The sequence below is a fragment of the Hymenobacter sp. FMD4 genome, from assembly GCF_058932745.1.
This window is the reverse complement of the sequence record NZ_JBZYWH010000002.1, coordinates 364785-386776: the sequence shown is the minus strand read 5'-3', so window position 1 is coordinate 386776 and position 21992 is coordinate 364785. Positions and strand designations below refer to the sequence as shown.

At 59.1% G+C, this 21992-nt stretch carries 23 protein-coding genes and 1 pseudogene; 11 read left to right on the top strand and 13 right to left on the bottom strand.

Annotated elements, in window-relative coordinates:
• Window positions 1-44 precede the first annotated feature (44 nt).
• The 4 genes from AC5FXY_RS03635 to AC5FXY_RS03620 all read right to left on the bottom strand — a co-directional run bounded on the left by AC5FXY_RS03635 (window position 45) and on the right by AC5FXY_RS03620 (window position 6502).
• Window positions 45-2159 carry a M13 family metallopeptidase gene (locus AC5FXY_RS03635; RefSeq protein ID WP_493555268.1) on the bottom strand — a complete coding sequence of 705 codons (2115 nt, stop codon included), beginning with the start codon at window positions 2157-2159 and terminating at the stop codon, window positions 45-47.
• Between the two features lie 299 nt (window positions 2160-2458).
• Window positions 2459-3625: a M56 family metallopeptidase gene (locus AC5FXY_RS03630; RefSeq protein WP_493555267.1), complete on the bottom strand. Its 1167-nt coding sequence runs from the start codon at window positions 3623-3625 to the stop codon at window positions 2459-2461.
• A gap of 8 nt (window positions 3626-3633) precedes the next feature.
• Complete coding sequence (locus AC5FXY_RS03625; RefSeq protein ID WP_493555266.1) at window positions 3634-4002, bottom strand: BlaI/MecI/CopY family transcriptional regulator; 369 nt, start codon at window positions 4000-4002, stop codon at window positions 3634-3636.
• A 361-nt stretch (window positions 4003-4363) separates the two neighbouring features.
• Window positions 4364-6502, bottom strand: a complete 2139-nt coding sequence (locus AC5FXY_RS03620; protein ID WP_493555265.1) for a M13 family metallopeptidase — start codon at window positions 6500-6502, stop codon at window positions 4364-4366.
• Between the two features lie 220 nt (window positions 6503-6722).
• Here AC5FXY_RS03620 and AC5FXY_RS03615 point away from each other — a divergent pair, with 220 nt between their 5' ends.
• Window positions 6723-7172: a hypothetical protein gene (locus AC5FXY_RS03615; protein ID WP_493555264.1), complete on the top strand. Its 450-nt coding sequence runs from the start codon at window positions 6723-6725 to the stop codon at window positions 7170-7172.
• A gap of 261 nt (window positions 7173-7433) precedes the next feature.
• Here the strand turns inward: AC5FXY_RS03615 and AC5FXY_RS03610 are convergent, their stop codons facing one another.
• A complete protein-coding gene (locus AC5FXY_RS03610) occupies window positions 7434-8510 on the bottom strand; it encodes an NADH:flavin oxidoreductase/NADH oxidase (protein WP_493555263.1) in 1077 nt (358 codons plus the stop codon).
• A 394-nt stretch (window positions 8511-8904) separates the two neighbouring features.
• The gene (locus AC5FXY_RS03605) at window positions 8905-9345 is read right to left on the bottom strand and encodes a hypothetical protein (RefSeq protein ID WP_493555262.1); all 441 of its coding nucleotides are present in this window, start codon (window positions 9343-9345) and stop codon (window positions 8905-8907) included.
• A gap of 228 nt (window positions 9346-9573) precedes the next feature.
• Between AC5FXY_RS03605 and AC5FXY_RS03600 the strand changes: the two genes are divergently transcribed.
• Window positions 9574-10428, top strand: a complete 855-nt coding sequence (locus tag AC5FXY_RS03600) for a pirin family protein (RefSeq protein ID WP_493555261.1) — start codon at window positions 9574-9576, stop codon at window positions 10426-10428.
• 69 nt (window positions 10429-10497) lie between these two features.
• Here AC5FXY_RS03600 and AC5FXY_RS03595 read toward each other — a convergent pair whose 3' ends face one another.
• Window positions 10498-10911 (bottom strand): STAS/SEC14 domain-containing protein, encoded by a 414-nt coding sequence (locus tag AC5FXY_RS03595; protein ID WP_493555260.1) that lies wholly within the window; start codon window positions 10909-10911, stop codon window positions 10498-10500.
• Between the two features lie 323 nt (window positions 10912-11234).
• On the opposite strand from AC5FXY_RS03595, the gene AC5FXY_RS03590 reads away from it, so the two are divergent.
• Window positions 11235-13073 (top strand): serine hydrolase domain-containing protein, encoded by a 1839-nt coding sequence (locus tag AC5FXY_RS03590; RefSeq protein WP_493555259.1) that lies wholly within the window; start codon window positions 11235-11237, stop codon window positions 13071-13073.
• 110 nt (window positions 13074-13183) lie between these two features.
• A complete protein-coding gene (locus AC5FXY_RS03585) occupies window positions 13184-13633 on the top strand; it encodes an SUKH-3 domain-containing protein (protein WP_493555258.1) in 450 nt (149 codons plus the stop codon).
• Here the strand turns inward: AC5FXY_RS03585 and AC5FXY_RS03580 are convergent.
• From AC5FXY_RS03580 to AC5FXY_RS03570, 3 genes are read right to left on the bottom strand one after another with little or no spacing between them, the layout of a single operon-like run.
• On the bottom strand, window positions 13630-14154 hold the full coding sequence (locus AC5FXY_RS03580) for a GNAT family N-acetyltransferase (protein WP_493555257.1): 525 nt from the start codon (window positions 14152-14154) through the stop codon (window positions 13630-13632). The genes AC5FXY_RS03585 and AC5FXY_RS03580 overlap by 4 nt on opposite strands.
• 23 nt (window positions 14155-14177) lie before the next feature.
• A complete protein-coding gene (locus AC5FXY_RS03575) occupies window positions 14178-15431 on the bottom strand; it encodes a TCR/Tet family MFS transporter (protein ID WP_493555256.1) in 1254 nt (417 codons plus the stop codon).
• A 49-nt stretch (window positions 15432-15480) separates the two neighbouring features.
• Window positions 15481-15915, bottom strand: a complete 435-nt coding sequence (locus AC5FXY_RS03570) for a hypothetical protein (protein ID WP_493555255.1) — start codon at window positions 15913-15915, stop codon at window positions 15481-15483.
• Between the two features lie 154 nt (window positions 15916-16069).
• Here AC5FXY_RS03570 and AC5FXY_RS03565 point away from each other — a divergent pair, with 154 nt between their 5' ends.
• Window positions 16070-16432 carry a VOC family protein gene (locus AC5FXY_RS03565; RefSeq protein ID WP_493555254.1) on the top strand — a complete coding sequence of 121 codons (363 nt, stop codon included), beginning with the start codon at window positions 16070-16072 and terminating at the stop codon, window positions 16430-16432.
• A 166-nt stretch (window positions 16433-16598) separates the two neighbouring features.
• Window positions 16599-17345, top strand: a complete 747-nt coding sequence (locus AC5FXY_RS03560) for an Hsp20/alpha crystallin family protein (protein WP_493555253.1) — start codon at window positions 16599-16601, stop codon at window positions 17343-17345.
• A 168-nt stretch (window positions 17346-17513) separates the two neighbouring features.
• Here AC5FXY_RS03560 and AC5FXY_RS03555 read toward each other — a convergent pair whose 3' ends face one another.
• Complete coding sequence (locus AC5FXY_RS03555) at window positions 17514-18194, bottom strand: alpha/beta hydrolase (protein WP_493555252.1); 681 nt, start codon at window positions 18192-18194, stop codon at window positions 17514-17516.
• A gap of 193 nt (window positions 18195-18387) precedes the next feature.
• Here AC5FXY_RS03555 and AC5FXY_RS03550 point away from each other — a divergent pair, with 193 nt between their 5' ends.
• Entirely contained in the window at window positions 18388-18771 is a 384-nt protein-coding gene (locus AC5FXY_RS03550; RefSeq protein WP_493555251.1) for an Hsp20/alpha crystallin family protein, read from the top strand.
• 259 nt (window positions 18772-19030) lie between these two features.
• Here AC5FXY_RS03550 and AC5FXY_RS03545 read toward each other — a convergent pair whose 3' ends face one another.
• Complete coding sequence (locus AC5FXY_RS03545; protein ID WP_493555250.1) at window positions 19031-19420, bottom strand: hypothetical protein; 390 nt, start codon at window positions 19418-19420, stop codon at window positions 19031-19033.
• Window positions 19421-19473: 53 nt separating this feature from the next.
• Here AC5FXY_RS03545 and AC5FXY_RS03540 point away from each other — a divergent pair, with 53 nt between their 5' ends.
• The 3 genes from AC5FXY_RS03540 to AC5FXY_RS03530 all read left to right on the top strand — a co-directional run bounded on the left by AC5FXY_RS03540 (window position 19474) and on the right by AC5FXY_RS03530 (window position 21043).
• Window positions 19474-20322 carry a glycoside hydrolase family 25 protein gene (locus tag AC5FXY_RS03540; protein ID WP_493555249.1) on the top strand — a complete coding sequence of 283 codons (849 nt, stop codon included), beginning with the start codon at window positions 19474-19476 and terminating at the stop codon, window positions 20320-20322.
• A 94-nt stretch (window positions 20323-20416) separates the two neighbouring features.
• On the top strand, window positions 20417-20827 hold the full coding sequence (locus tag AC5FXY_RS03535; RefSeq protein WP_493555248.1) for a septal ring lytic transglycosylase RlpA family protein: 411 nt from the start codon (window positions 20417-20419) through the stop codon (window positions 20825-20827).
• Between the two features lie 18 nt (window positions 20828-20845).
• Window positions 20846-21043 (top strand): hypothetical protein, encoded by a 198-nt coding sequence (locus AC5FXY_RS03530; RefSeq protein ID WP_493555247.1) that lies wholly within the window; start codon window positions 20846-20848, stop codon window positions 21041-21043.
• 70 nt (window positions 21044-21113) lie between these two features.
• Here AC5FXY_RS03530 and AC5FXY_RS03525 read toward each other — a convergent pair whose 3' ends face one another.
• Window positions 21114-21521 carry a DUF6799 domain-containing protein gene (locus AC5FXY_RS03525; protein ID WP_493555246.1) on the bottom strand — a complete coding sequence of 136 codons (408 nt, stop codon included), beginning with the start codon at window positions 21519-21521 and terminating at the stop codon, window positions 21114-21116.
• Window positions 21522-21726: 205 nt separating this feature from the next.
• Between AC5FXY_RS03525 and AC5FXY_RS03520 the strand changes: the two are divergent.
• A pseudogene (locus tag AC5FXY_RS03520) lies at window positions 21727-21885 on the top strand (DUF3140 domain-containing protein); the annotation flags it as partial.
• Window positions 21886-21992 lie beyond the last annotated feature (107 nt).

Sequence of the window (21992 nt, the reverse complement as noted above, 5' to 3'; positions counted from 1 at the left end):
AGTGCGGGCCGTTTTGGTATTGGTCAATGAGCCTTTGGCGGGAATTACCACACCTTGGCGCGCTCCTGCTGGGCACGCACCATTTTGGCGTTGTCCTTGCAGCCGAAGGCCTCGTAGAACTGGGGCATGTTCATCAACGGGCCGTTGGTGCGGAACTGGGCCGGCGAGTGCGGGTCCGTCAGCACTTGCTGGCGCAGGTACTCGGGGCGGGCGTTGGTGCGCCAGATTTGGGCCCACGAGAGGAAGAAGCGTTGCTCCGGCGTCTGGCCGTCGTACTTGGGCACATTGCCATCGGGGTACTTTTGCTTCAACTGCTTTTGCAGGGCTGTGAAGGCGATGTTCAGGCCGCCGAGGTCGGCCAGGTTTTCGCCCATGGTCAGCTTGCCGTTCACAAACACCGAATCCAGCGGCTGGAAGGCCGAGTACTGCTGACCCACCATGGCGGCGCGGGCCTCAAACTTGGCCGCGTCTTCCTTGGTCCACCAGTCGCGCAGGTTGCCTTCGGCGTCTGATTGCCGGCCGCGGTCGTCGAAGCCGTGAGTGATTTCGTGGCCGATGACGGCGCCCATGCCGCCGTAGTTCACCGCGTCGTCGGCTTTGGGGTCGAAGAACGGCGGCTGCATGATGCCGGCCGGGAACACTATCTCGTTGAGCGAGGAGTTGTAGTAGGCATTCACCGTCGGCGGCGTCATGCTCCACACGGCGCGGTCGATGGGCTTGCCGAAGCGGCTCACGTTGTCCTTGTACTCCCACATGCGGGCGTTCATCACGTTCTGCAGAAACGACTCGCGCGAGATGTTCAGCGCCGAATAGTCCTTCCACTTATCCGGGTAGCCGATTTTCACCACGAAAGAATTCAGCTTTTTCAGCGCTTCTTCTTTGGTGGCCGGGCTCATCCAGTCACTGTTCTTGATATGGTCGCCCATGGCCTCGCGGATGTTGCTGACCATTTCCAGGGCTTTCACCTTGGTTTCGGGCGTAAAGGCCTTGTCCACGTACAGCTGACCGAAAGCTTCGCCCAAGGAAGCATCGGTGGCACGCAGCATGCGCTTCCAGCGCGGCTGCTGCTGCTTAGCGCCGGTGAGCACCTGCGAGAAGCGGAACGATTCATCAACAAAAGCCTTGGGCAGGGCCGGCGCCGCGGAGTTTACCACGTGCCAGCGCAGGTAGGTTTTCCAGTCGTTGAGCGGCTCGGCTTTCAGGGCCGCGCTGGCTTCTTTCAGGAATTCGGGTTGGCCCACTATCACCTCTTTGGCCGCGCCCAGATTGAGTTGCTGCAGCAGGCCGGGCACGTTCAGGTTGGGAAACTGCTTGCTGGCCTCGGCCACCGTCATTTTGTTGTAGTTGGCGTACGGGTCGCGCAGGGCTACCCGGTCGCGCGAGGCCTTGGCCAGGCGCGTTTCCAGGCGCATCACCGTTTCGGCATTCTTCCGAGCCGTGGCCTCGGCGTCGCCGAGCAGCTTAAAGGTGTTGGTCAGGTAGGTCATGTACGCCGTCCGGATGGTTTTGGAGCGGGCGTCGTCTTTCAGATAATAGTCGCGGTCGGGCAGCGAAAGGCCACCCTGCGACATGTACACGGCGTACTGCGTGCTGTTTTTGCGGTCCTGATTGACACCTACGCCCAGCACCGAGCGCGTCTGCAGCATCTGCTGGCGAGCCAACTGAGCTTGCAAGCCTTTCAGATCCTTCACGGCCGCAATGCGCGCCAGCTCCGGCTGCAATGGCTTCAGGCCGGCCGCCTCGATGGCCGCCGAGTCCATAGCCGAAGCGTAAAAGTCGCCGACCTTTTGAAGGTTTGAACCCTTAGCCGCGCCGGTATTGGCCGCCGACTCTTCCAGAATCTGCCGCATCACGGTCTCGTTCTGGTTGATGAGCGTGTTCCAGGAGCTCCAGCGCGATTCCGAGGCCGGCACGGGATTGTTCTTGAGCCAGGTACCCGAAGCGTAGCGGAAGAAGTCCTCGCAGGGCGACACCGAGGGGTCAATGTTGGCCGGATCAAGGCCGACGCCCGGGATGATGCGCTCTTCCGTAGGCGCGGCGGCCGCCATGGAGGCGGGAGTATCGGTGGTCGAGGCGGTTTTGTTGCTGGCGGCGCAGCCAGCCAGGGCCAAGGTCGCTGCCGTCCGTAGGGTCAGCAGCAAGTGGTGTTTGTTGGTCATCAGCAACTAGAAAAAAGAAAGCGTACTAACAAAATTATCCCAATGCCGGGGCACTGGTACAACGCCAATGTCAGGATAATTTGGTTCCCGACGAGCAATGCCGGCGGTGATGCCCCAGCCGGCGGCGCAGAGCTAAGCCCCTGCATCGGCAACTTTTATCATTGATTTCCGATCAAAACTGTCTGATTATAGTACTAAGCCGCCCCAGCGTAGCATCGGGGTGCTATGCTGGGGCGGCCGGCTGCAGAGCGTAGAAATACGATTCCCCGCGTTTTGGATCGAGCGTTACGAAGCAGAGCTTACTCCTGCTTAATGAAGCTGATATTGTGCTGCTCGTTGAAGGCAAGCACTGCTGGTGAGTTTTTGTTTTGCTTGGTCGTAATGACGATAACCCCTTCTTTTCCGGCAGCGTCAAACCCATAGTTTTCCCGCGCCTTATCGTCTTTCATCACCATCATGTTCTCGATGTCGTTGGGATTCAGCCGCTCAACGGCTTCTTTGCTGGAAGGCTGGCCGTCGAGGAAGTACTGGGGCTGGCCCAGCGTATTGTCCATGGTCTGCACCAAGGCCTTTTGCCCAACGGCGGATTCATCCACCTCGGCGTTCTTTTCGCAGCCGACTAGGCAAAGCAGCGCGGTCAGTGGCAGCAGCAACAAGTAGTGCGTCACCTTGTGACGGGCGGTGTGGGGTTTGTTCATCATGGCAATACGGGTTTTGAGTGTGGTAAAAGCGAAATGGTTGGCTAAGGATGGCGCCGCCAGCGGCTGCAGCTGCAGGAGGCTGTATTGATAAGCCCGGCGGTCAAGGCCGCGGTGAAGCACTTCGTGGTCGGTCAGAAATTCCAGGTTTTGCTGCACGGCGCGCTTCAGCCACCACGCGGCAGGGTTGGGCCAACACAGCACCGTCAGTAGCTGAGCCAACAGCACATCCACGGTATGCCAGCCGCGCACGTGCACCTGCTCGTGCACCAAGATGGCCGGTAAGTCGGCGGGCTGGTGCTGCGCCGGATTCAGGTACACCCCCCGCCCAAACGAAAACGGACTAACCGGCGCGACCAGCCGCCGAAACGGGTACCCCTGCCACTTATCAGGCTCAGAAGCTAAGTGCATGCGGTACAGCGAAGCCAGCTGCAGCAGCATGCACAACCCTAGCAAGGCCACTCCGCCCCAATACACCAGCAGCGCGCCCGTCCAGAAGGTAAGCCCCGTCGCGGCGGGGCCGGGAGCCCAGGCCGGGTTAAGCCAGGTCACGCTTACGGGCACCGCCAGCACGACCCGCTGCGCCGGCTGCAGCCAGGCTGCCACGTCCACGGCTGGGTAGGCAGCCGCAAAGAGCATCGCAAACAGCAGGTAAACCCGGTTCAGCTTATAAAACGTGAGCCGGCGCAGCAGGCCGCAATACCCACCCGCCAAAAGCAGCAAGGCTGCGTTGGCCTTCAGCACATACACCAATGATTCTGGTAGCATAGCCCGCGCTAGTTTTCGGTTTTGCCCTTCTCGATCATGTCGATAATCTCCTTTAGCTCATCGGCGCTGATCTGTTGCTCCTTGGCGAAAAAGGAAACCAGCTCCTTATAAGAGTTGCGGAAGTAATGGCCCACAAAGGCGCTCATAAACCGCTTGCGGTAATCCTCGGCTGCAATGCGCGGCGTGAAGCGGTAGGTGTTGCCGAGCTTCTCGCTGCTGAGGTAGCCCTTGCGCTCCAGGTTTCGCACCGTGGAAGCCAGGGTGGTGTAAGGCGGCCGCGGTTCGGGCAGCAGTTCCAACGCATCCTTGATGAATCCGCCGCCGAGCTGCCAGAAGGCCTGCATGGCTTCTTCTTCGGGTTGGGTAAGTCGTTCCATTGCCTATTACGATGTTTTCGTAATAATACGAACATTTCGTAATATGTAATACATTGCTCCGTGGTAATTATTCTGCGCCACATAAAAAAGCGGCTTGCAGAACCTGCAAGCCGCTTTTCAAGCGTTGAAGTCGTTAAGGCGTCTGTCATCCTGAGGCGTTAGCCGAAGGACCTTGTGACGCTGGCACGAGTCGTTGTTTGCCGTTTCATCCTTTATTTGGCGTTCCGCAGGAAGGCTCTTATCACGTTGATGCTAACACGAGTCGTTGCTTCGCGTGCCGTGCCAGCGTGGTGAGGTCCTTCGCTAGCTCAGGATGACAGTTCCTAAATAGTCTCAGGTAAACAATGACTCTTGAGAACCGCTACCAAATCTTGGCCCGCTCAGCTTGGGCCCGAACCATCTTCTGCCCTTCCTGGCAGCCGAAGGCCTCGTAGAACTGCGGCATGTTCATCAGCGGCCCGATGGTACGGTACTGATCGGGCGAGTGCGGGTCGGTGAGGATCTGCTGACGTAAGGCTTCGGGGCGGATGTTGGAGCGGCGCAGCTGGGCCCACGAGAGGAAGAAGCGTTGTTCGGGCGTCAGGCCGTCGATTTTGGGACGCGGACCGTTGCCGTATTTCTCCTGCAGGCGCTTCTGCAAGGCACCATACGTCACGGTAAGACCGGCAAAGTCAGCCAGGTTTTCGCCCATGGTCAGCTTGCCATTCACGTACACCGAATCCAGCGGCTGGAAGGCGGAGTACTGCTGGCCCACGATGGCGGCGCGGCGCGTAAACTCCTCGCCGTCTTCCTTGGTCCACCAGTCGCGCAGGTTGCCCTCCGAGTCGTACTGCCGGCCTTGGTCATCGAAGCCGTGGGTAATTTCGTGACCAATCACGCCACCAATGGCGCCGTAGTTCACCGCGTCGTCGGCTTCGGGGTCGAAGAACGGGGGCTGCAGGTACCCGGCCGGAAACACAATCTCGTTCATCGGCGGGTTGTAGTAGGCATTGATGGTGGGCGGCGTCATACCCCATTCGTTACGGTCGATAGGCCCGCCGTACTTCTTCACGTTCTGCTTAAAGGCCCACTGACGGGCATTGAGTACGTTTTTCAGAAACGACTCGCGCGAGATGGTCAGGGCCGAGTAGTCTTTCCACTTATCCGGGTAGCCGATTTTCACGCGCAGGGCGTTCAGCTTCTTGAGCGCCTCCTGCTTAGTGGCGTCGCTCATCCAAGTGTTCGTCCGAATGTGCTCGGCCATCGAAGCTTTGATGTCGTTGACCATGGTCAGCGCCTTCTGCTTGGCTTCGGGCGAAAAGGCCTTATCCACGTACAGCTGGCCGAAAGCTTCGCCCAGCGTCCCATCCGTAGCGGCGAGCATGCGCTTCCAGCGTACCGGCTGCTGCTTGGCCCCGCTGGTCAGCTGCGCGAAGCGGAAGGCTTCGTCGCTGAAGGCTTTGGGCAGCGCCGATGGCAGGGAGCTGACGAGCTGCCACGTCATATAGGTCTTAAGGTCGGCTAGCGGCTCGGTTTTCAGCACGGCGCTGAGCTCCTGGAAAAACTCCGGCTGGCCTACAATTACTTCCTTGGCCGCGCCGAGGCCGTTTTGGACGAGTAGCGTGGGCAGGCCCAGGTTGGGGAACTGCTTGCTGGCCTCGGCCAGGGTCATTTTGTTGTAGTTGGCGTTGGGGTTGCGCAGGGCCACCCGGTCGCGGGTTACCTGCGCCAGGCGCGTTTCCACGCGCAGAACGGCGGCGGCCTTGCTAGCCGCCGTGGTTTCAGAATCGCCGAGCAGCTTAAAGGTATTGGTAAGGTAGGTCACGTACGCAGTGCGCACGGCCTTGGAGCGGGCGTCGTCTTTTAGGTAATAGTCACGGTCGGGCATGCTCAGGCCACCCTGCGACAGGTTCACGGCGTACTCCGTGCTCTTCTTGCGGTCGGGGCCTACACCAGCGCGAAAGAAGGCGCCGGTACCCAACGTTTGCTGCCGGGCCAGCTCCGTTTGCAGAGCCTTCAGGTCTTTGATGGCGGCAATGCGTACCAGCTCGGGCTTCAAGTATTTCAGGCCGGCCTGCTCCAGGGCCACGGAGTCCATGCCCGAGGCGTAGAAGTCGCCTACTTTCTGCAGGTTGGAGCCTTTGGGGGCCTGGGTGCTGGCAGCTTCTTCCAGGATTTGGCGCAGCATGGCCTGGGTTCGGTCGCCGAGCAGATTTCGCGGACCCCAGCGCGTGGCATACGACGGCACGGGGTTGTTCTTGAGCCAATTGCCGCCCGAGAAGCGGAAGAAGTCGTCGCAGGGGGCTACGCTGCGGTCCATGTCGGCCACATTAATGCTGCGGCCTTGGCTGGTGGCTGGGATGCCCGCCAAGAATGCATCGTTGGGCGAAGTGGATGTGGGCGCGGCAGCTGCCGTGGTAGTAGTGGCTGCGGGTTGCGTGGGGCTGCTGGCCGCGCAGCCGGCCAAGGCCAGCAACGAAGCCGCTGCCAAGGCACGCGACAAAATGGGAGTTTGGTTCATACAATTCAGGAGTACGGTGGACAGGCAGCTGCAGCATAGCGGCTCGGCAAAGACTGCGAAGCCAGCCGCTGGGCTGCATGGAACCGAACAACTTGCATTGCCAGGAGCACACGCTGCCGGCAACCTTGCAAAGCGTATGGTTTCGGCAACCAAACACAAATCTGCCGCATCACAAGCCGTATCTTCGTCGGCAAAATCATACCCTGCCTCGCCTACCTGCATGGCCAAGCTATACTTGTTTTTGCTGACCTCTTGCTTGCTGCTGGCAGTAGGCCCAGCCGCCGAGGCTCAAGACTCCACGGTGCCAGCCCAAGCGGCTACTTCCTCTCCCGAAACCCGTTTTTTGGACGTAGCCAATGCTGCCGCCGCGTTAATGAAGCAGCTAATGGCCCAACCGGCTACTCCGGCCGCCGAGGCCCCACTTCAACGTGAGTGCGTGGCCTTGTGCCAACGCGGGCGGCAAGTAACGCCTGTATATGCTCAGTGGCTGCGCCGCCAGTCCAAAAGCGAGTTGCGCACTGCGGTGCAGCACTTACAAGCCAGTGCCTTCGTGCAGTACCTGGGCCGACTGCAAAATGACCCACAGTTCGAAGCACGCTATAAGCAAAGCCCGGTGGCAGCCGAAATGATGCTGGAGTTACTCAATGCATTGGATTTCGAGCGGCATTAGTCCCGTCAGATTCACGTTCCACAGCGCAGGCTTGAATTCGTATTTAGCAGACAACTTCGGAAGCGACTGTATTTGGCCGTTTGGCGTAGCATCGTAATCCGCGGGTCCTGTGGCGCCGCCCCATGATGCCACAGGACCCGCGGCTTATAATGCAGTGATGCTTGGCGCAGCTAAATGAGTGGTTACTGGCTTTGAACAACGTTCACCATCAGGCTGCCGCAAGCTACAGCGCTGGAAGGCGCAGCCAAGACATATCACACCTCAACGGCGCCGCGGCTTGGCGCGCACGTACTGATCAGGCCACGCCACCTCGGCCCCCAGCTCCTCGGCGGCCCGCAGTGGAAAATGTGGGTCGCGGAGCAGCTCCCGGGCCAGCAGCACCAGATCGGCCTGACCTGTAGCTACGATTGCCTCGGCTTCGGCGGCCGTGGTGATGAGCCCGACGGCGCCGGTTGCAATACCAGCTTCCCGCCGCACTTGCTGCGCAAAGGGTACTTGGTAGCCAGGCCCAACGGGGATAGGCGCCGTGGGCACGTTGCCGCCTGTGGAGCAGTCGATCAGATCCACGCCGCGGGCCTTCAGCTCGCGGGCCAGGGATACGGAATCGTCGGCGGTCCAGCCGCCCTCAGTCCAGTCGGTAGCCGAGATGCGCACCAGCAGCGGATAGTCATCGTGCAGCAGGGCCCGGGTTGCCTCGGTTACTTCCAGCAGCAGGCGGATGCGGTTTTCAAACGAGCCGCCGTAATCGTCGGTGCGTTGGTTACTAAGCGGCGACAGAAACTCGTGGAACAGGTACCCATGAGCCGCGTGCAGTTCGATTACCTGAAAGCCCGCGTCCAGGGCACGCTGCGTGGCAGCCCGAAAATCAGCCTTTACTTTCTCGATGCCAGCGTGGTCCAGCGCCTGCGGGGCAGGCTCGTCGGCCGTAAAAGGCAGGGCACTGGGAGCTACAGTTGGCCAGCCGCCGGCAGCTTCCTCCACCACGCTGCCGCCCTTCCAAGGGCTGCTGTGGCTGGCTTTGCGGCCGGCGTGGGCAAGCTGAATACCCGCTATGGCGCCATGGGCGCGCAAAAACTCGGTGATGCGGCGCAGGCCGGGCACATGCTCATCCCGCCAGATGCCGAGGTCATCGGGAGTAATGCGGCCCTCGGGCGATACGGCCGTAGCCTCGCTGATGATGAGCCCGGCCCCGCCTACGGCGCGGCTGCCGAGGTGCACCAGGTGCCAATCGTTGCTGAAGCCATCGACGCTGCTGTACATGCACATCGGCGACACGGCAATTCTATTCTTCAGGGTAATGCCGCGCAGAACCAGCGGCGAAAACAAGGTAGAGGACATACGAAGGAAGAGTGGAAGTGCAGTAAACCGGCGGAACCGATAAGAGTTGCCGAATAAGCCGCGCACCTCACTCAAGAGCCGGATTCAACCAGTCCCAATTGCCTTACAATCCTAGCCGCGCTGTTGATATAAGGTTAAGACGCAAACATCTGGTCGGCGCACTTCATCGGTTCCGGCAAACCGAAACCCATCAATAAACCTCACTCCGTGGCAGCCTTCCGCCCCTCCATGTAGCTGGAGTGGGCAGGTGCTAAAAAATCTGTTAAAGCCTCTGCTACGCCTATAGCTGATAAAAAACGCGAAATTCGTTTGGAGACGAGCATTACGCGACTAGCACGAGCTGCGCCGGACCTTACACTTACCTGTGGTTCGTAGCGAGGCTGATTTCGCGCTGTTATACGATGCTGTTGACTGCCCCCGTTGGCTGGCACTCTTGTAGCCACTGCACCGCGCTGGCTTCATCGGTGAAGCGCGCAGCCAAATAGGGCTTGTCGGCGAAATAGCTGACGGGCGGAAAATTTTCGTCGGATGCTACGTCGCGCAGGTGCAAGGGCGCTACTAAGTACGCCAAGTGGCTGCGGCTGGGCAGGCGCATGGGTAGCTGCGGCGCAAAAGTATTCAGCATCCAGATGGTAGCCTCCTTATCGGTATCCACACGACGGCGGGCATCCAGCAGCCAATACGGACACTGATGCGCGGCGGCGGTTTCCAGCATATCGAGGTAACCCTGCTTGAGCTCCTGCAGATTGATTTGCCGCTTCCAGCGACCTACCAAAATGTGCAGATCGGAGCGATACGCAATTTCCAAAAAGCTGCGGGAAGCCAAGCTTTCCATAAAGGTTCAGTAGAATGGGGCGCAAAGGTAAGCGGCAACGCTGGCTAATGGTAACTATTGTGCCTTTAAGAGCGTGTGCCCGGTTGGGCGTGGTACGCAAGCCGCCAGGTAACGGGTTTTGGCGGCTGCCTACGCAGCCCAAAACCTAATGGCCGCTGGCGCGGTAGTACTATCCGGCGCGGCGCTACCTTGTTCTTGTTTCAGCGTCCGCTTTTGCTACCGACCCGCATGCGCTCCATCAAGCACCAGCACCGCGCCATCAGCGCGCCCATTGCCGATCTGATAACCTACCGAGCATTGCCCACGCAATCGGTAGAGCACCTGGATCCATTTCTGTTTCTGAATCATCACGGCCCCCAAACCTACCGCCCCAACAACCGCGGCCTGCCTTTTGGCCCGCATCCGCACCGCGGCTTCGAGACGGTTACCTTCATTCTAGAAGGCGACATTATGCACAAGGATACCGGCGGCCACGAAAGCGTCATCAACGCGGGTGGCATTCAGTGGATGACTGCCGGCTCGGGCCTGATTCACGCCGAAATATCCTCTCCGGAGTTTAAGCGCACGGGTGGTCCGCTCGAAATTCTGCAGCTATGGGTGAACCTGCCGGCCCGGCACAAGATGGTGGCACCGCGCTATATCGGCCTGCAGGCGCCCGAAATTCCCACGGCTACCCTCGATGAGGGCCGCGTCACCTTGCATGCCGTGTCGGGCAACTGGGCCGGTACCGCCGGCGCGGTGCAGCCGCTGGCCGATATTCAGCTGGCCACGGTAGCATTTCAGACGGGCGGCCAGCTCACGCTGCCCATCCCGGCCGAGCATACTATTTTCTTTTATACGATTCGCGGCCGCTTGCGCGTCAACGACCAGGAAACGGAGGCACTGCGTCTGGCCGAGTTCAATCACGACGGCGACGAGCTGCGCATCGAAGCCCTGAGCGACGCCGTGCTGCTGATCGGCCATGCCCAGCCTTTTAATGAGCCCATTGTGTCCTACGGACCCTTTGTAATGAACACGGCTCAGGAAATCGAGCAGGCTTACCACGACTACCAAAGCGGCAAGTTTGGTGAATGGCGCGGTTAGCCTTCATAGACCAAAGGCACAAAAAAAGCGCGACCCTTCTCTGGGTCGCGCTTTTTTTGTGCCTTTGGCTTAGCGCTGGGCTAGCAGCCAAGCTATAGCTTCCGACTCATTATCAAAGTAGCAGTAGTTGATGTGGTTACGCACCGCCGTAACTACCGTCGCCATCGACAGCCGGGTAACGGCGTTACGGGCAGTCAGAATGGCCCGGTGCCGATAATGGCCGGCTTGTACCGCGCGGGGCGTCCAATCATCGGCAATCCAAGCCTGCTCAGCGGCCGTGAACGGCGCCAAGTACCGATGATCAACCAAAACCCTGCCGCAAGCGTGCTGGGCCAAGCATTCGAGCATGCTGTCGAGTATCTGGTAACGTTGTTGGCTATCTGCGGGCCCCGGGTGCCAAGTCAGGCGCAAAAACCCACGTGCGTCTTCGACCAAGCGCCCGGCGCTATTCTCGAAAAGCAAAGTAGTAGGAATCAATGCCATACAAAGAAATGGTAATAAAGAAAGCGCCCCGCTGCAAGTTAAGAACAACTCAATAGCTTGTTTTACTTAGCAAACAACTACTATATTAGTAGATTGCAAAGAACACTGTTTTTATCGAACAGTTTAATAAATACAAAAATTCACTCACAATCAATTGATCTTTAAACATATATAAGACCGAATACAACCTGAAAAAATTACAATTCGTTAAGGCAAAATTAGCACTGATAACTGAGAATTATCTAATAAACTTGTAAAATCGGACGAAGTGCTGCTTATGAGCATGGTGCCCGGTTTGTACAACTTATTGCTTGGTTGGATTTGTGAAGAAGTGGTTGACGGTGCTGGTAGGGCTATGGAGCTTGCCAGCGTTAGCACAAACGGGAGTTTCGGAGCCGCAGCTTGCGCATTGCGATGCAGCCATTCAGCAATTCATGCAACGCTGGAAAGTGCCCGGGGCCTCCGTAGCCATCAGCCGCCACGGCAAGTTGGTATACGCCCGCGGCTTCGGCCACGCCAATCTCGACCGAACGCAGCCGATGCAGCCCTCGCACTTGCTGCGCGTGGCCAGCGTATCGAAGCCCGTGACGGCCGTGGCCATCATGAAGCTGGTGGAGGAAGGCCGCGTGCAGCTTTCCAGTCGTGCTTTCGGCCCCGAAGGCTACCTGAACGCGCCCTACTATACTAGTGCCATTCAGGATAAGCGCATCTACGATATTACGGTGCAACAGCTGCTGGAGCACACGGCTGGCTGGAACCGAAACGCCGGGGTGGATGGCTACAACAGCTCTGACCCCATCGACTTTCCGCTGCATGTGGCTGAGGCCATGAACAGCACCAACCCCGTAGCCGACTCGACGCTGGTGCGCTTCATGCTGGACCGCGGGCTGAACTTCAACCCGGGCAGCCGCTTTGCTTACTCCAACGTGGGCTACCTCGTGCTGGGCAAGATCATCGAGCAGGTCACCGGTCAGCGTTACGAAAATTGGGTGCAGCGCAACATCCTGCAGCCCACCGGTGTGCAGGAGGCCCACCTCGGCCGTAACCTACTCGAAAACAAGCAGGAGCGCGAAGCGGAGTACTTTAGCAAGGACACCAAAGAGTCGTGCTACGGCACCGGCAAGCGCGTGGCTTACCCCTACGGCGGCTGGAACCTGGAAGCCATGAACGCCCACGGCGGGTGGCTGTTTTCGGCCCGCGACCTGGTGCGCCTAATGCTGGCCGTGGATGGCTCGCCCACCCGCCCCGATCTGCTGCTGCCGGGCACCATCGACACGATGGTTACTCCGCACGAATCCAACCGCCGCTACGCCAAGGGCTGGATGGTAAACAAAGACCGCACGACGTGGTGGCACACCGGCTCGCTCGATGGCTCGGCCAGCTGCGTGGTGCGCACCGCTTCGGGCTACACCTGGGCTATTCTGCTGAATAGCCGATCCACGGCCAACCGCTTCTGGAACGACCTGGAGGAACTCGGCTGGAACTGCATCAACGGCTCAAACAACTGGCCCAGCTACGATCTGTTTCCGCCGGAGCAAAACGCAGCCGGCCTGCGTGCGGCCCCCGTCAACTCCAACACCGCCCAGCTCACCTGGCGCAATGGCAACGGTACCGCCCGCATGCTGGTATTGCAAGAAGCGGCAGCTGTTACGGAGCTGCCCCAAGACGGCACCAACTACGTAGCCGATGCTTTCTTCGGCCATGGTGCCACGCTCGGCCACGGCGCCGTGGTAGCCGCCGGCTCCGATAGCACCGTGACGGTACGCAACCTTAAACCGGGCAAAACCTATTATGCCCGCTTGGTAGAGTATCACCAAAGCGACGCCACTGGTCAGCACCCCGTGTACGCCCTCGATGGTAACCCGGTAATGGAATTCACCATGCCGGTGGCCCCGGTAATCGTGGCCAAGCAAGTACCCAAAGCCACCAAAACTGCTAAGTCAGCTACTGCCCGCACGGCGAAAGCCCGCGCTAAACGGCCTGCCCAAGCGGCCCCCGTCCCGAGCGTAGCCTTTCCACAGTCCAATCCCCTAGACAGCGAAGGTCACACCAACGCCGGCCATTCAAACCCCAATGCCCCGGCGACAGTGCCCCAGAGCAGTTCCTACTGGCTGCGCTTGCGCGAAATGAGCCGCGACTTGTTTAAGTGGTTTGGCGCGTAAGGCCTGCTCCCCGGCTTGAATATTCACCAAACCTTCATTGTTGCTTGATTACTTAACCTCGACCTTATAATTTTTCTTAATTATCTTTCAGGTCGTCAATAAGATAACCCATGAGTGTGTTTTCGGATGAGGTCCTGTTGCTGCTAACCGAAGCCGGCTGGTACCAGGGCAGAACAGTAGATACCGGTAAGTACGCAGAGGCTTTGGCCGCGCATCGGCTGCCATGGCTACGGGCGACCGACCGCTTCCTGAGCGAATTCGGTGGATTGATGCTGCGCTTTCTGCGCCGCGACGGCAGCGTCACCACCGCTCATTTTAATGTGCCGCGGGTCTTGGCTACCGGCGCCGCCGATGCTGTACTGACGGATTACCAACAGCGCTTGAGCGCGCACGGGCTCACCGTCATCGGGCAGGCCTATGCCGACGACCTAGTACTGCTCATGGATGCCCAAGGCCGCGTATACGGCGGCGGTTGCGACGACTGCCTTTATTTGATTGCCGCTAGCGGCGAGCAAGCCATCAATACCATCTGCCTCGATCTGGCTTTCGAGGTGATTTAGGTATTTGCGCCGAGGCGCTTCTCGTAGCAGAAGAACCGCAACCCCGGCCGAAAAGCCAGCGTGATTTCGCCCGCAAACCGATAGCCCAATTTCGGAAACAAGCGCTGGGTGGCCTGGTTTTCTGAATTGGTATCGACGCGCAGGGCTTGCAGCTGCCACTCAGCCGCCAGCACTTCGGCTTGCTGTAGCAGCGCGGCGGCCACGCCCTGGCCTTGCGCAGCAGGATCTACGGCTAAGCGGTGCGTCACTACTGCCGCTTCCGTGACGTCCCAGTCGGCTTGCGCGTATTCGGGGTCTTGGTCGGTGGTGAGGGCCGCCACGCCCGCTACCTGCCCCGCCAGCTCGGCCACCCACAGCTGCTGCCGGTCGATGTCGCGCTCGAATACCGCCTCGTTCGGATAATCGGCTTCCCACTGGTAGTTGCCGGCGGCCTGCATCAGCGGCACCACGCGGCGCACGATATCCATGATAGCAGGCAGATCGGCTACGTGGGCCCGCCGGATGTGCATGGAGTTTGTCATAATGGGCGCCGCAGTATCTCGTTCTAGTGATTCATTACGGGTTCCGCCGCGGCGGCTTCGGCCTGCCGCAGGTTGCTGGATAAGGACCGCAGCGCCAATAATAAGCTTACCAAGGTGAGCACGGCGCCCATGAGAAATGGAGCTCCTGGAAAATAGACGGGCGCCCTGGGCCCGGTGAAGTAGGCAAACAGGTTGGTCATCAGCAGCGGCCCGATAATGGACGTGAGGCTGACAAGGCTGGTCAGGCCACCTTGCAGCTCACCCTGCTCGTTGGCTGGTACTTGCGTGGAAATGATGCCCTGAATGGCAGGCCCGGCAATGCCACCCAAACAGTACGGCACCAGGAAAGCAAACATCATCCAGCCCTGCGTAGCGAAGGCAAACAAGGCAAAGCCGGACGCATATAGCGCCATGCCTACGTACACGCTGCGCGCCGGCCCCAGCCGCGGGTTGATCCAGCGAATGAGTACGCCCTGCACGATGGCCACCAGCAGCCCCACGAAGCTCAAGGAACGGCCTACCCACTGCTCGTTCCAATGAAATTTCTCCATCGTGTAGTAAGACCAGGTACTTTGCGTAGCGTGGGCCGCTATGTATATGCAAATCAGCGAGCCTACCAGCCCAAAAATCACCGCGTAGCGCTTCAACAGCAACAAGGCCCCGATGGGATTGGCGCGCTTCCATTCAAAAGAGCGCCGATTGTCCGCCGTTAGTGATTCGGGCAGCACGAAGTAGCCGTAAAGCCAGTTGATGAAAGTGAGGCCCGCCGCCGCCAGAAACGGTGCCCGCGTACCAAACTGCGCCAGCTCGCCCCCTATGGCCGGTCCCAGCACGAACCCCATGCCGAAGGCGGCTCCTACCAGACCGAAGTTTTGCGCCCGTTTTTCGGGTGGACTTACATCGGCAATGTAGGCGGTGGCGGTGGTCATACTAGCACCGGTGACGCCCGCTATCAGTCGGCCCACAAACAGCCAGGCCAGCGTGGGCGCAAAGGCCAGAAACAGGTAATCGAGCCCGAAGCCAAACAGGGAGAAAAGCAGCACCGGCCGGCGGCCGTACCGGTCGCTGAGGTTGCCGAGCACCGGCGAAAACAGAAACTGCATCACGGCGAAGGCAAATAGCAGCCAGCCGCCGTAGCGTGCCGCGTCGCTGATGGTGCCGCCGGTGAGCTGGCGGATCAGATCGGGCAGTACGGGAATGATAATACCGAAGCCGATGACGTCGATCAGCAGCGTAACGAAGATGAACCCCAGGGCTGCTTGGCGTTGACCAATCATAGAATGGACACTCGTTGGTGGGACTGAAAAACCGGCAGCCCTGGCGCGCCTACCGCTGCGCGTGGCAGCCTTCGAGGTGGCGGCACTCCTGTAGCCACGTAAGCGCCAGGGCTTCGTCGGTAAAGCGCTGCATCAGGCCGGCTTGCCCATCAAAGTAAGTAAGCGGTGGAATGACTTTATCGGCGGGTACCGCGTCGGTCATATGGACTGGTGCTACCAGGTATGCAATGTAAACGCGCCCGCCCAGGTGCTGGCCGAGGCGTGGCACAAAGTCCTGCAACAGCCAGCTGGTGATGGCCACCCCGGTATTCAGGCGCCGCCGGGCATCGAGCAGCCAGAAGCGGCAGCCGTGCTCTTTGGCAGTTTCCAGTAGCGCCGGGTAGCTCGCGTACAGCTCGCCTTCGGTCACGGCACGCTGCCACCGTCCCACCAATAGCTGCAGGTCGGGGCGAAAGTTGATCAGCAGAAACTCGGAATGACTCATGCAGACACGGTGGGTTGGCACGTAAAAATACACGCGTCGGCGGTACTGCGCTGCTGGAGTCGCTGCACGGCTTGCTGGTATTGCTGGTGTGCCATTGGTAGTGCTACTGGGGAAGTGTTATTTGCCGGCGTTTCAACCTAGTGTTAATCTACCTATGTTTCAAGGATTGCGCACGATCGTGTACCCGGTAGGCGACTTGGCCCGCGCCAAGCAGTGGTACGCCCAATTGCTAGGGCAAAAGCCTTATTTCGACGAGCCGTTTTATGTAGGCTTCAACGTGGGCGGATATGAACTCGGACTCGATCCGGACGGCCCGGTGGCTGGTCAGTGCGGTCCGGTTACTTATTGGGGCGTACCCGATGCTCATGCCGCCTACAGCCAACTGCTAGCATTGGGCGCCCACCCACACGAAACCGTGCGCGATGTGGGAGGCGGTATTCTGCTCGGAACAGTACAGGACCCGTTTGGCAACCTGATTGGCATCATTCAGAACCCGCACTTTCAGCTGCCGCAATAGCCCGTTTTAGTGCTTGTTTGCAGCACCTGGTAGTAAGCTCGCCCACCAGTTCCTGACACCTAGTCCTGGATATGGCTTTTATGGAAGCAGCACCGCAACCCGCCTGTAAATCAAGCAGTAAAATGCGTGACTGACCCTTATTTCCAAATTTTCAAACCCTACTGTTATGGCCATTCAACGTTATTCCGACTCGTTCGGCGACCAGATGCCGCAGAGCTTCTCTTCGATGCTGGATCGGTTCTTCAGCGACTCGCTGAACTCGCGGGGGCGTGGGAGTGCGTTTTCGCCGCACGTCGATGCGTACGAGACGGAGCGTAGCTACGAGATAGAAGCTGCGCTGCCGGGCATGAAACGGGAAGACATTAAGGTGGAATTTCAGCAAGGACGCCTAACCATCTCCGGCGAACGGCGCATGCAAAACGAGCGCAACGACCGCCGCTACCACGTGATGGAAAGTCAGTATGGCTCCTTTCACCGCTCGTTTCAGCTGCCTGGCGTAGTCAATGCGCAGGGCATTGAGGCTGCATTTGAGGATGGGGTGCTGCGCATCACCGTGCCCAAAGACGAGCAGAAGACCATGCGGCACCAGATTCAAATTCGCGGGCAGCAGCCGCAACAAAGCGGCCGCACCAACGGGCAGGTATCGGAGCACATGGGCCAGCAGGCAACCGACGTAGCAGTGGACAACGGTCAGCGTGCCCAGGCGCCGGACCAGGGCGCTGGTATCTACCAGGCCAGCCGCGTTTCCACCGATGGGCGCCGCCCCACCGTCAGCGCCCAGACCAATCCAAGGCCGGGCGGGCAGACCGGCAGCAATTCCTGGATTGAGTCCAGTCCCTCCGCTGACAGCTACGGCGACGGCCTTCCCGACGACGGCGCCGGCTCAATGCGCGGCTCGGGCGTGGGCTCGTAACCAGTGCAGTGCGCTACGCGGATTCTTGTGTGAGAACAGCCTTCTAGCGCCTGTGCTGCAACTCAGCAGTAAGACGCGGCGCACAGCCGCAGTCTTCGCCCGCTAACGTTCAATTACTGCTTTGCCCTGCTGGCTTCCCGGCGGGGCATTTTATTGGGTAGTGCTCGACTACTGATGATGCGCCATGGGGCCGTCGGCTGAGGGGCCGAGAGCAGCCAAGGTTAGGCTTCCCGGAGAGACGTGGCGCAGGATAGCCTTGAGCCCTACGTCCTGCAGGTCCTGCATCAGGCCTTCACCCGCTGCTTCGGGCGTGAGGGTGTCCACGGTGGTGGCTACCACAGTAATAGGCCGATCGGGCAGTGCTACCAGAGTGGCGCGGCGGTCAAAATCAGGTGGAAAGACGGCCGCGTACAGGATCAGCCGCTCGTAGGCAATGCGGTTACCGCTCAGCCAGCGGCAGGCCGCCGCTGCCCCTTGGCCGAAGCCCAGCACCGTTACGCTCACTTCCGAAGTACACTGCGACAAAATGTGTTCGGCCAATGCATCGAGGTAAGTTGTCAAGTCGGCCAGATCGGGCAATAAATCTCCGGTACCGGGCGCCAGCCACGCAGCCGCCATTTCGGGCGCGTCGGCGGGCGCGGCGCTGGGCGTATTGTAGCGGGATAAAGCTTCCGGCAGCACCAACAACCGCTCCGGAGTATCCAAAGGAGTCAGCTGCTCAGCCAGATCGGCTATTGACTGCCCAGCATCGTGCAAGCAAAACCAGACGCTACGGATTTCTGGTCCAAGGCTGCCGAGCAGCGCGTAACGAGCCGTACGGGGGGTGGTGAAGTCGTGGAGTGGAAGCATAAATTCGGAAGGCGGTGCGGTCAGGGTACTATACGCAACAAGAGCGGTTTAGCTGCCAAGCTGGCGCATTGATTTGCCTTAAAAACTGCCATGCACAGCCAATGTGGCAAGCTTTTGCTTCGCGAAAATTTAGATCAAGGTTGGTACACCGTTTGCCTATAACCCTTTGACTCACAGAACGACGACTCAGACTATGAAGCTCATAAGCCAAGAATTCCTGCATAACATCGCCCCTCAGATCGACCTGCTGAATACGCTGGGCGGTGGGGTAGCGCAGCCGCAGGTAAGTGTGCGGAAGCGTGAGCAGGGCGTGGTGATTCGGGTATCAGCGCCGAGCGTGCGCCCCGAGACTTTCCACGTTGTGCTGAACAACAACCAGCTCAACATTTTTGCCGAATACCGCCACAATGACGACGATAACCTCGTGGCGCCGCTGTTCGTGCACACCTTTGATTTGCCGCCACTGCTGGACCTGACCCGCATCGAAGCGGTACACGAGAACGGTGAGCTGCGCGTGCGCATTCCGTACGAGGACCCCACGGGCCGTCAGCGCGAAATCGACATCAAGCACCGCTAAGACTGGCGGCCCGCCCTGCTTCGACTTTTCCATTCCTTTCTATAACGTCGGGACCGACCGACATCCATGGTCTCACCGCCACTGCCTCGCCCGCAGTGGCTTTTTTGTTACTAGTGAAGCAGTCTATTTACCGCACTATTAAAGCAGTATAAGTAGTTGCGTCTAAGTAGTCTTGCGCATCGTGCTTGATCTATCCCCCGCTTGCTGAAGCATCCCAAACGGTTTTTTGGCCAGCTTCATTTATTCACGACTTCACCACCTACCCGAACAACGGCCAGAGCAGCACAAACATTAGCAGCAAGGACAGCAGAAACCAGCGCATGATCTGGCCCCGGTACTGACGCGGTAGCATGTTGCTGAGCACCAGCACGGCCACCACCACCAAAAGCAAGTGCAGCAGCAGGAAGGCGGTCGTCTTGACCCAGTTGCGCACAATGGTATTTTCGGGCTGAAACTGGTTGCTTTCGCCTAGGCCCGATACCACCCAACTCAGCAGGAAGTACGTTAGCGTTTCGAAGACGATAAAGCCCGCTAAGCCAATCAGAAAGAGCCGGGAGCCTGAGGGCTCGGTACGCACATCGGCAGCCATAGCAGCGAGGTAGTTGAGGGTGCCAAAGTACGGCTTGTCGCGCAACACCGGCGCGACCATGGCACGAGTTAGCGCTTTGTCAGCGTTATCTTCGTTCTTCAGCTGCTTTTCTCATGCCCCGTGCCCGCCGAGCTAACCGTATTCCTGCCCCCCGCCCCAGCCGGCGGCGCTTGATGCGCGTGGCCTTGTGGGCATTGGTTATGATGCTGCTGGGCACGGGGGCGCTGTACTACTTGTACCGACGCCAGATTCACCGGTACGCACGCCGGGCCTGGGCTACTTACGTGGCCCCTAGCCTGACGGGCCGCGAAAAAACGCCGCTGCTGCAAGGCTATACCGTGCACGGTATCGACGTCTCGTCGTACCAAGGGCGCATTGATTGGGCGGAAGTAAGCCGGCACGAGGTAAAGTTTGCTTTCATCAAGGCCACGGAAGGCGTGACGCTGCGCGACCGGCGTTTTCAGCGCAACTGGAGCGGTGCCCGCAAAGTCGGCATCCTGCGTGGGGCTTATCATTATTTTCAGCCCAACTACGATGGCACGGCGCAAGCCAACCTGTTTGTGAGCACAGTGCCCTTGCAGCCCGGCGACTTGCCCCCGGTGCTGGACGTAGAGCATCCCGAGTTTCACGACGTGGCCGTGATGCGCCGCAACATTGCTACTTGGCTGCGGCTGGTGGAGCGGCATTACGGCGTGCGGCCCATCCTGTACTCCAATCACAGCTTTTACCGGCGCTACCTCGCTGGCCACTTTGATAAGTACCCGCTGTGGCTGGCGCACTACGAGGTAGAGCGCCCTACCCTGTCGCGCGATAAATGGATTATCTGGCAGCACTCCGACGAAGCGCACATCCCGGGTATTCGCGGCGCCGTGGATTTCAACGTGTACCAAGGAAGCGTGGAGAGCCTGCAGGCCCTGCGCATTCCAGAACCGCAGAGCAGCGCGTCGACAACGGCCCCTTAGCTCTCAACGCCCAGCTCTTTGCACCCGCCGACGACCATTATTAGCGCAAATCCTTCAACTTTAGGTTTCCGTTGAGTTTACGTGTGCGTTGAGTATGGCTGGCTTTACCTCATTTTTAAGTGCTCGTTTGGGTTGGAATGTGGCGCTGCTGATCGGCAGCGGTGCGTGGCTGCTCACCGGCTGCGCCAGCAGCGGCGCCTTCACCGAATCGGGCAAAGCCTCCTACTACGCCGATAAGTTCAACGGCCGCAAAACAGCCAGCGGAGTACCCTACCGACCTGGCAAACGCACAGCCGCCCACAAAACGCTGCCCTTTGGCACGGTAGTCCGCGTGACGAATCCGCAGAATGGCCGCTCGGTAAAAGTAACCATCAACGACCGCGGCCCGCACGTAAAAGGCCGGGTCATCGACCTGTCCAAAAAAGCGGCCCGCAAGATTGGCGTCGACAAGGCCGGGGTAGCCCCCGTCAACCTGCGGGTGGTGCGCCAGGGCAGCGGCCGTTAACCCTCATCTTTCCCAACCATGCGCATCCGCAAAAAAGTTAAATGGGCCGTGCCGCCCGCTACGGTGGACCGGTTTACTACCCTCGGCCAATTTGTAAAGGCTGCCGAACAGCAAAGCTGGAGCGAGCAGGAAGTTCAGTTCGTCATCGACGAAGTGGTGCAAGCTCAGGACGACCAAGAAGCCCGCGACATTCTCGCCGACTACACGTTTAGATAGTGTGGTGTAAAAGCAACAGCCCGCGGCCAGGAGCCACGGGCTGTTGCGTTACTAACATAATATAGGCAGACTACTTTTTGCCTTTTTTCTTGCCTTTCGGGTCCATTTTGGCAGCCTGCATCAGGCTATCCTGCTCAGCTTTCATGCGAGCGGTAGTCAAGCGGCCGCTCAGCGACATGTAGTCGCCCTCCTGCAGCTGGGCCGTGTTGCCATCGGCCTTTACCACCACGCCATCGGCCTGCACTTTGGTACCGTTGGGAAAAGTCATGGAGTTGGGTGCCGTAAGGGCCGAAGTGTGGCCGTTTTGGGTCACCATCACTTTGCCTTCTTTCATAGCTACACCATCCTTCACGCCTGCGTCTTTCAGCACCGGACGCGGCGGGGGAGTGGCCCGACGCGGAGCCGGACGGGTTTGGGCTTCAGCCGACAAGCCTGCCGTCAGTAAACCCAGCGTGAGGAGAGTCGCAAAAAATTTCATGTGAGTGTGGGTGAGAATAAAGTAGAACACTAAAGTTACAACTCCGCGCGGAACCTTGCCAATGATTTTGGCCGATAACTTGCGGTGGCGTTGCTGCGTTCAGGCAACAAATAGGCCAATCGGACGGCTGTTCATCCTTAACCAGTTAACTGCCATGGCCGCTGACGCTGACAATGCCCTTTATTAGCAACTCAAGCAATATGTAAACATGACAGGCTCGGAGCCAAAAAAATGGCTTACCACGGAGGAATCCAAATCCGTGGGCCAAGACAGCGGCAACGGTACCAGCATCGGGCACTATTCAGGAAAGCGGATTGTGGAAATTTTGGGCAAGAAAAAAATTGCTCTTACCGAGGCCGACTAGCAGCGCATGCACAAGGCTCACAGCTACATCAGCCACGATTCCGCCTATGCTCCGCCACCAGCAGTGGAGACGTCGCAGTGACGCTACTCACTGATGAATTGGGGTCA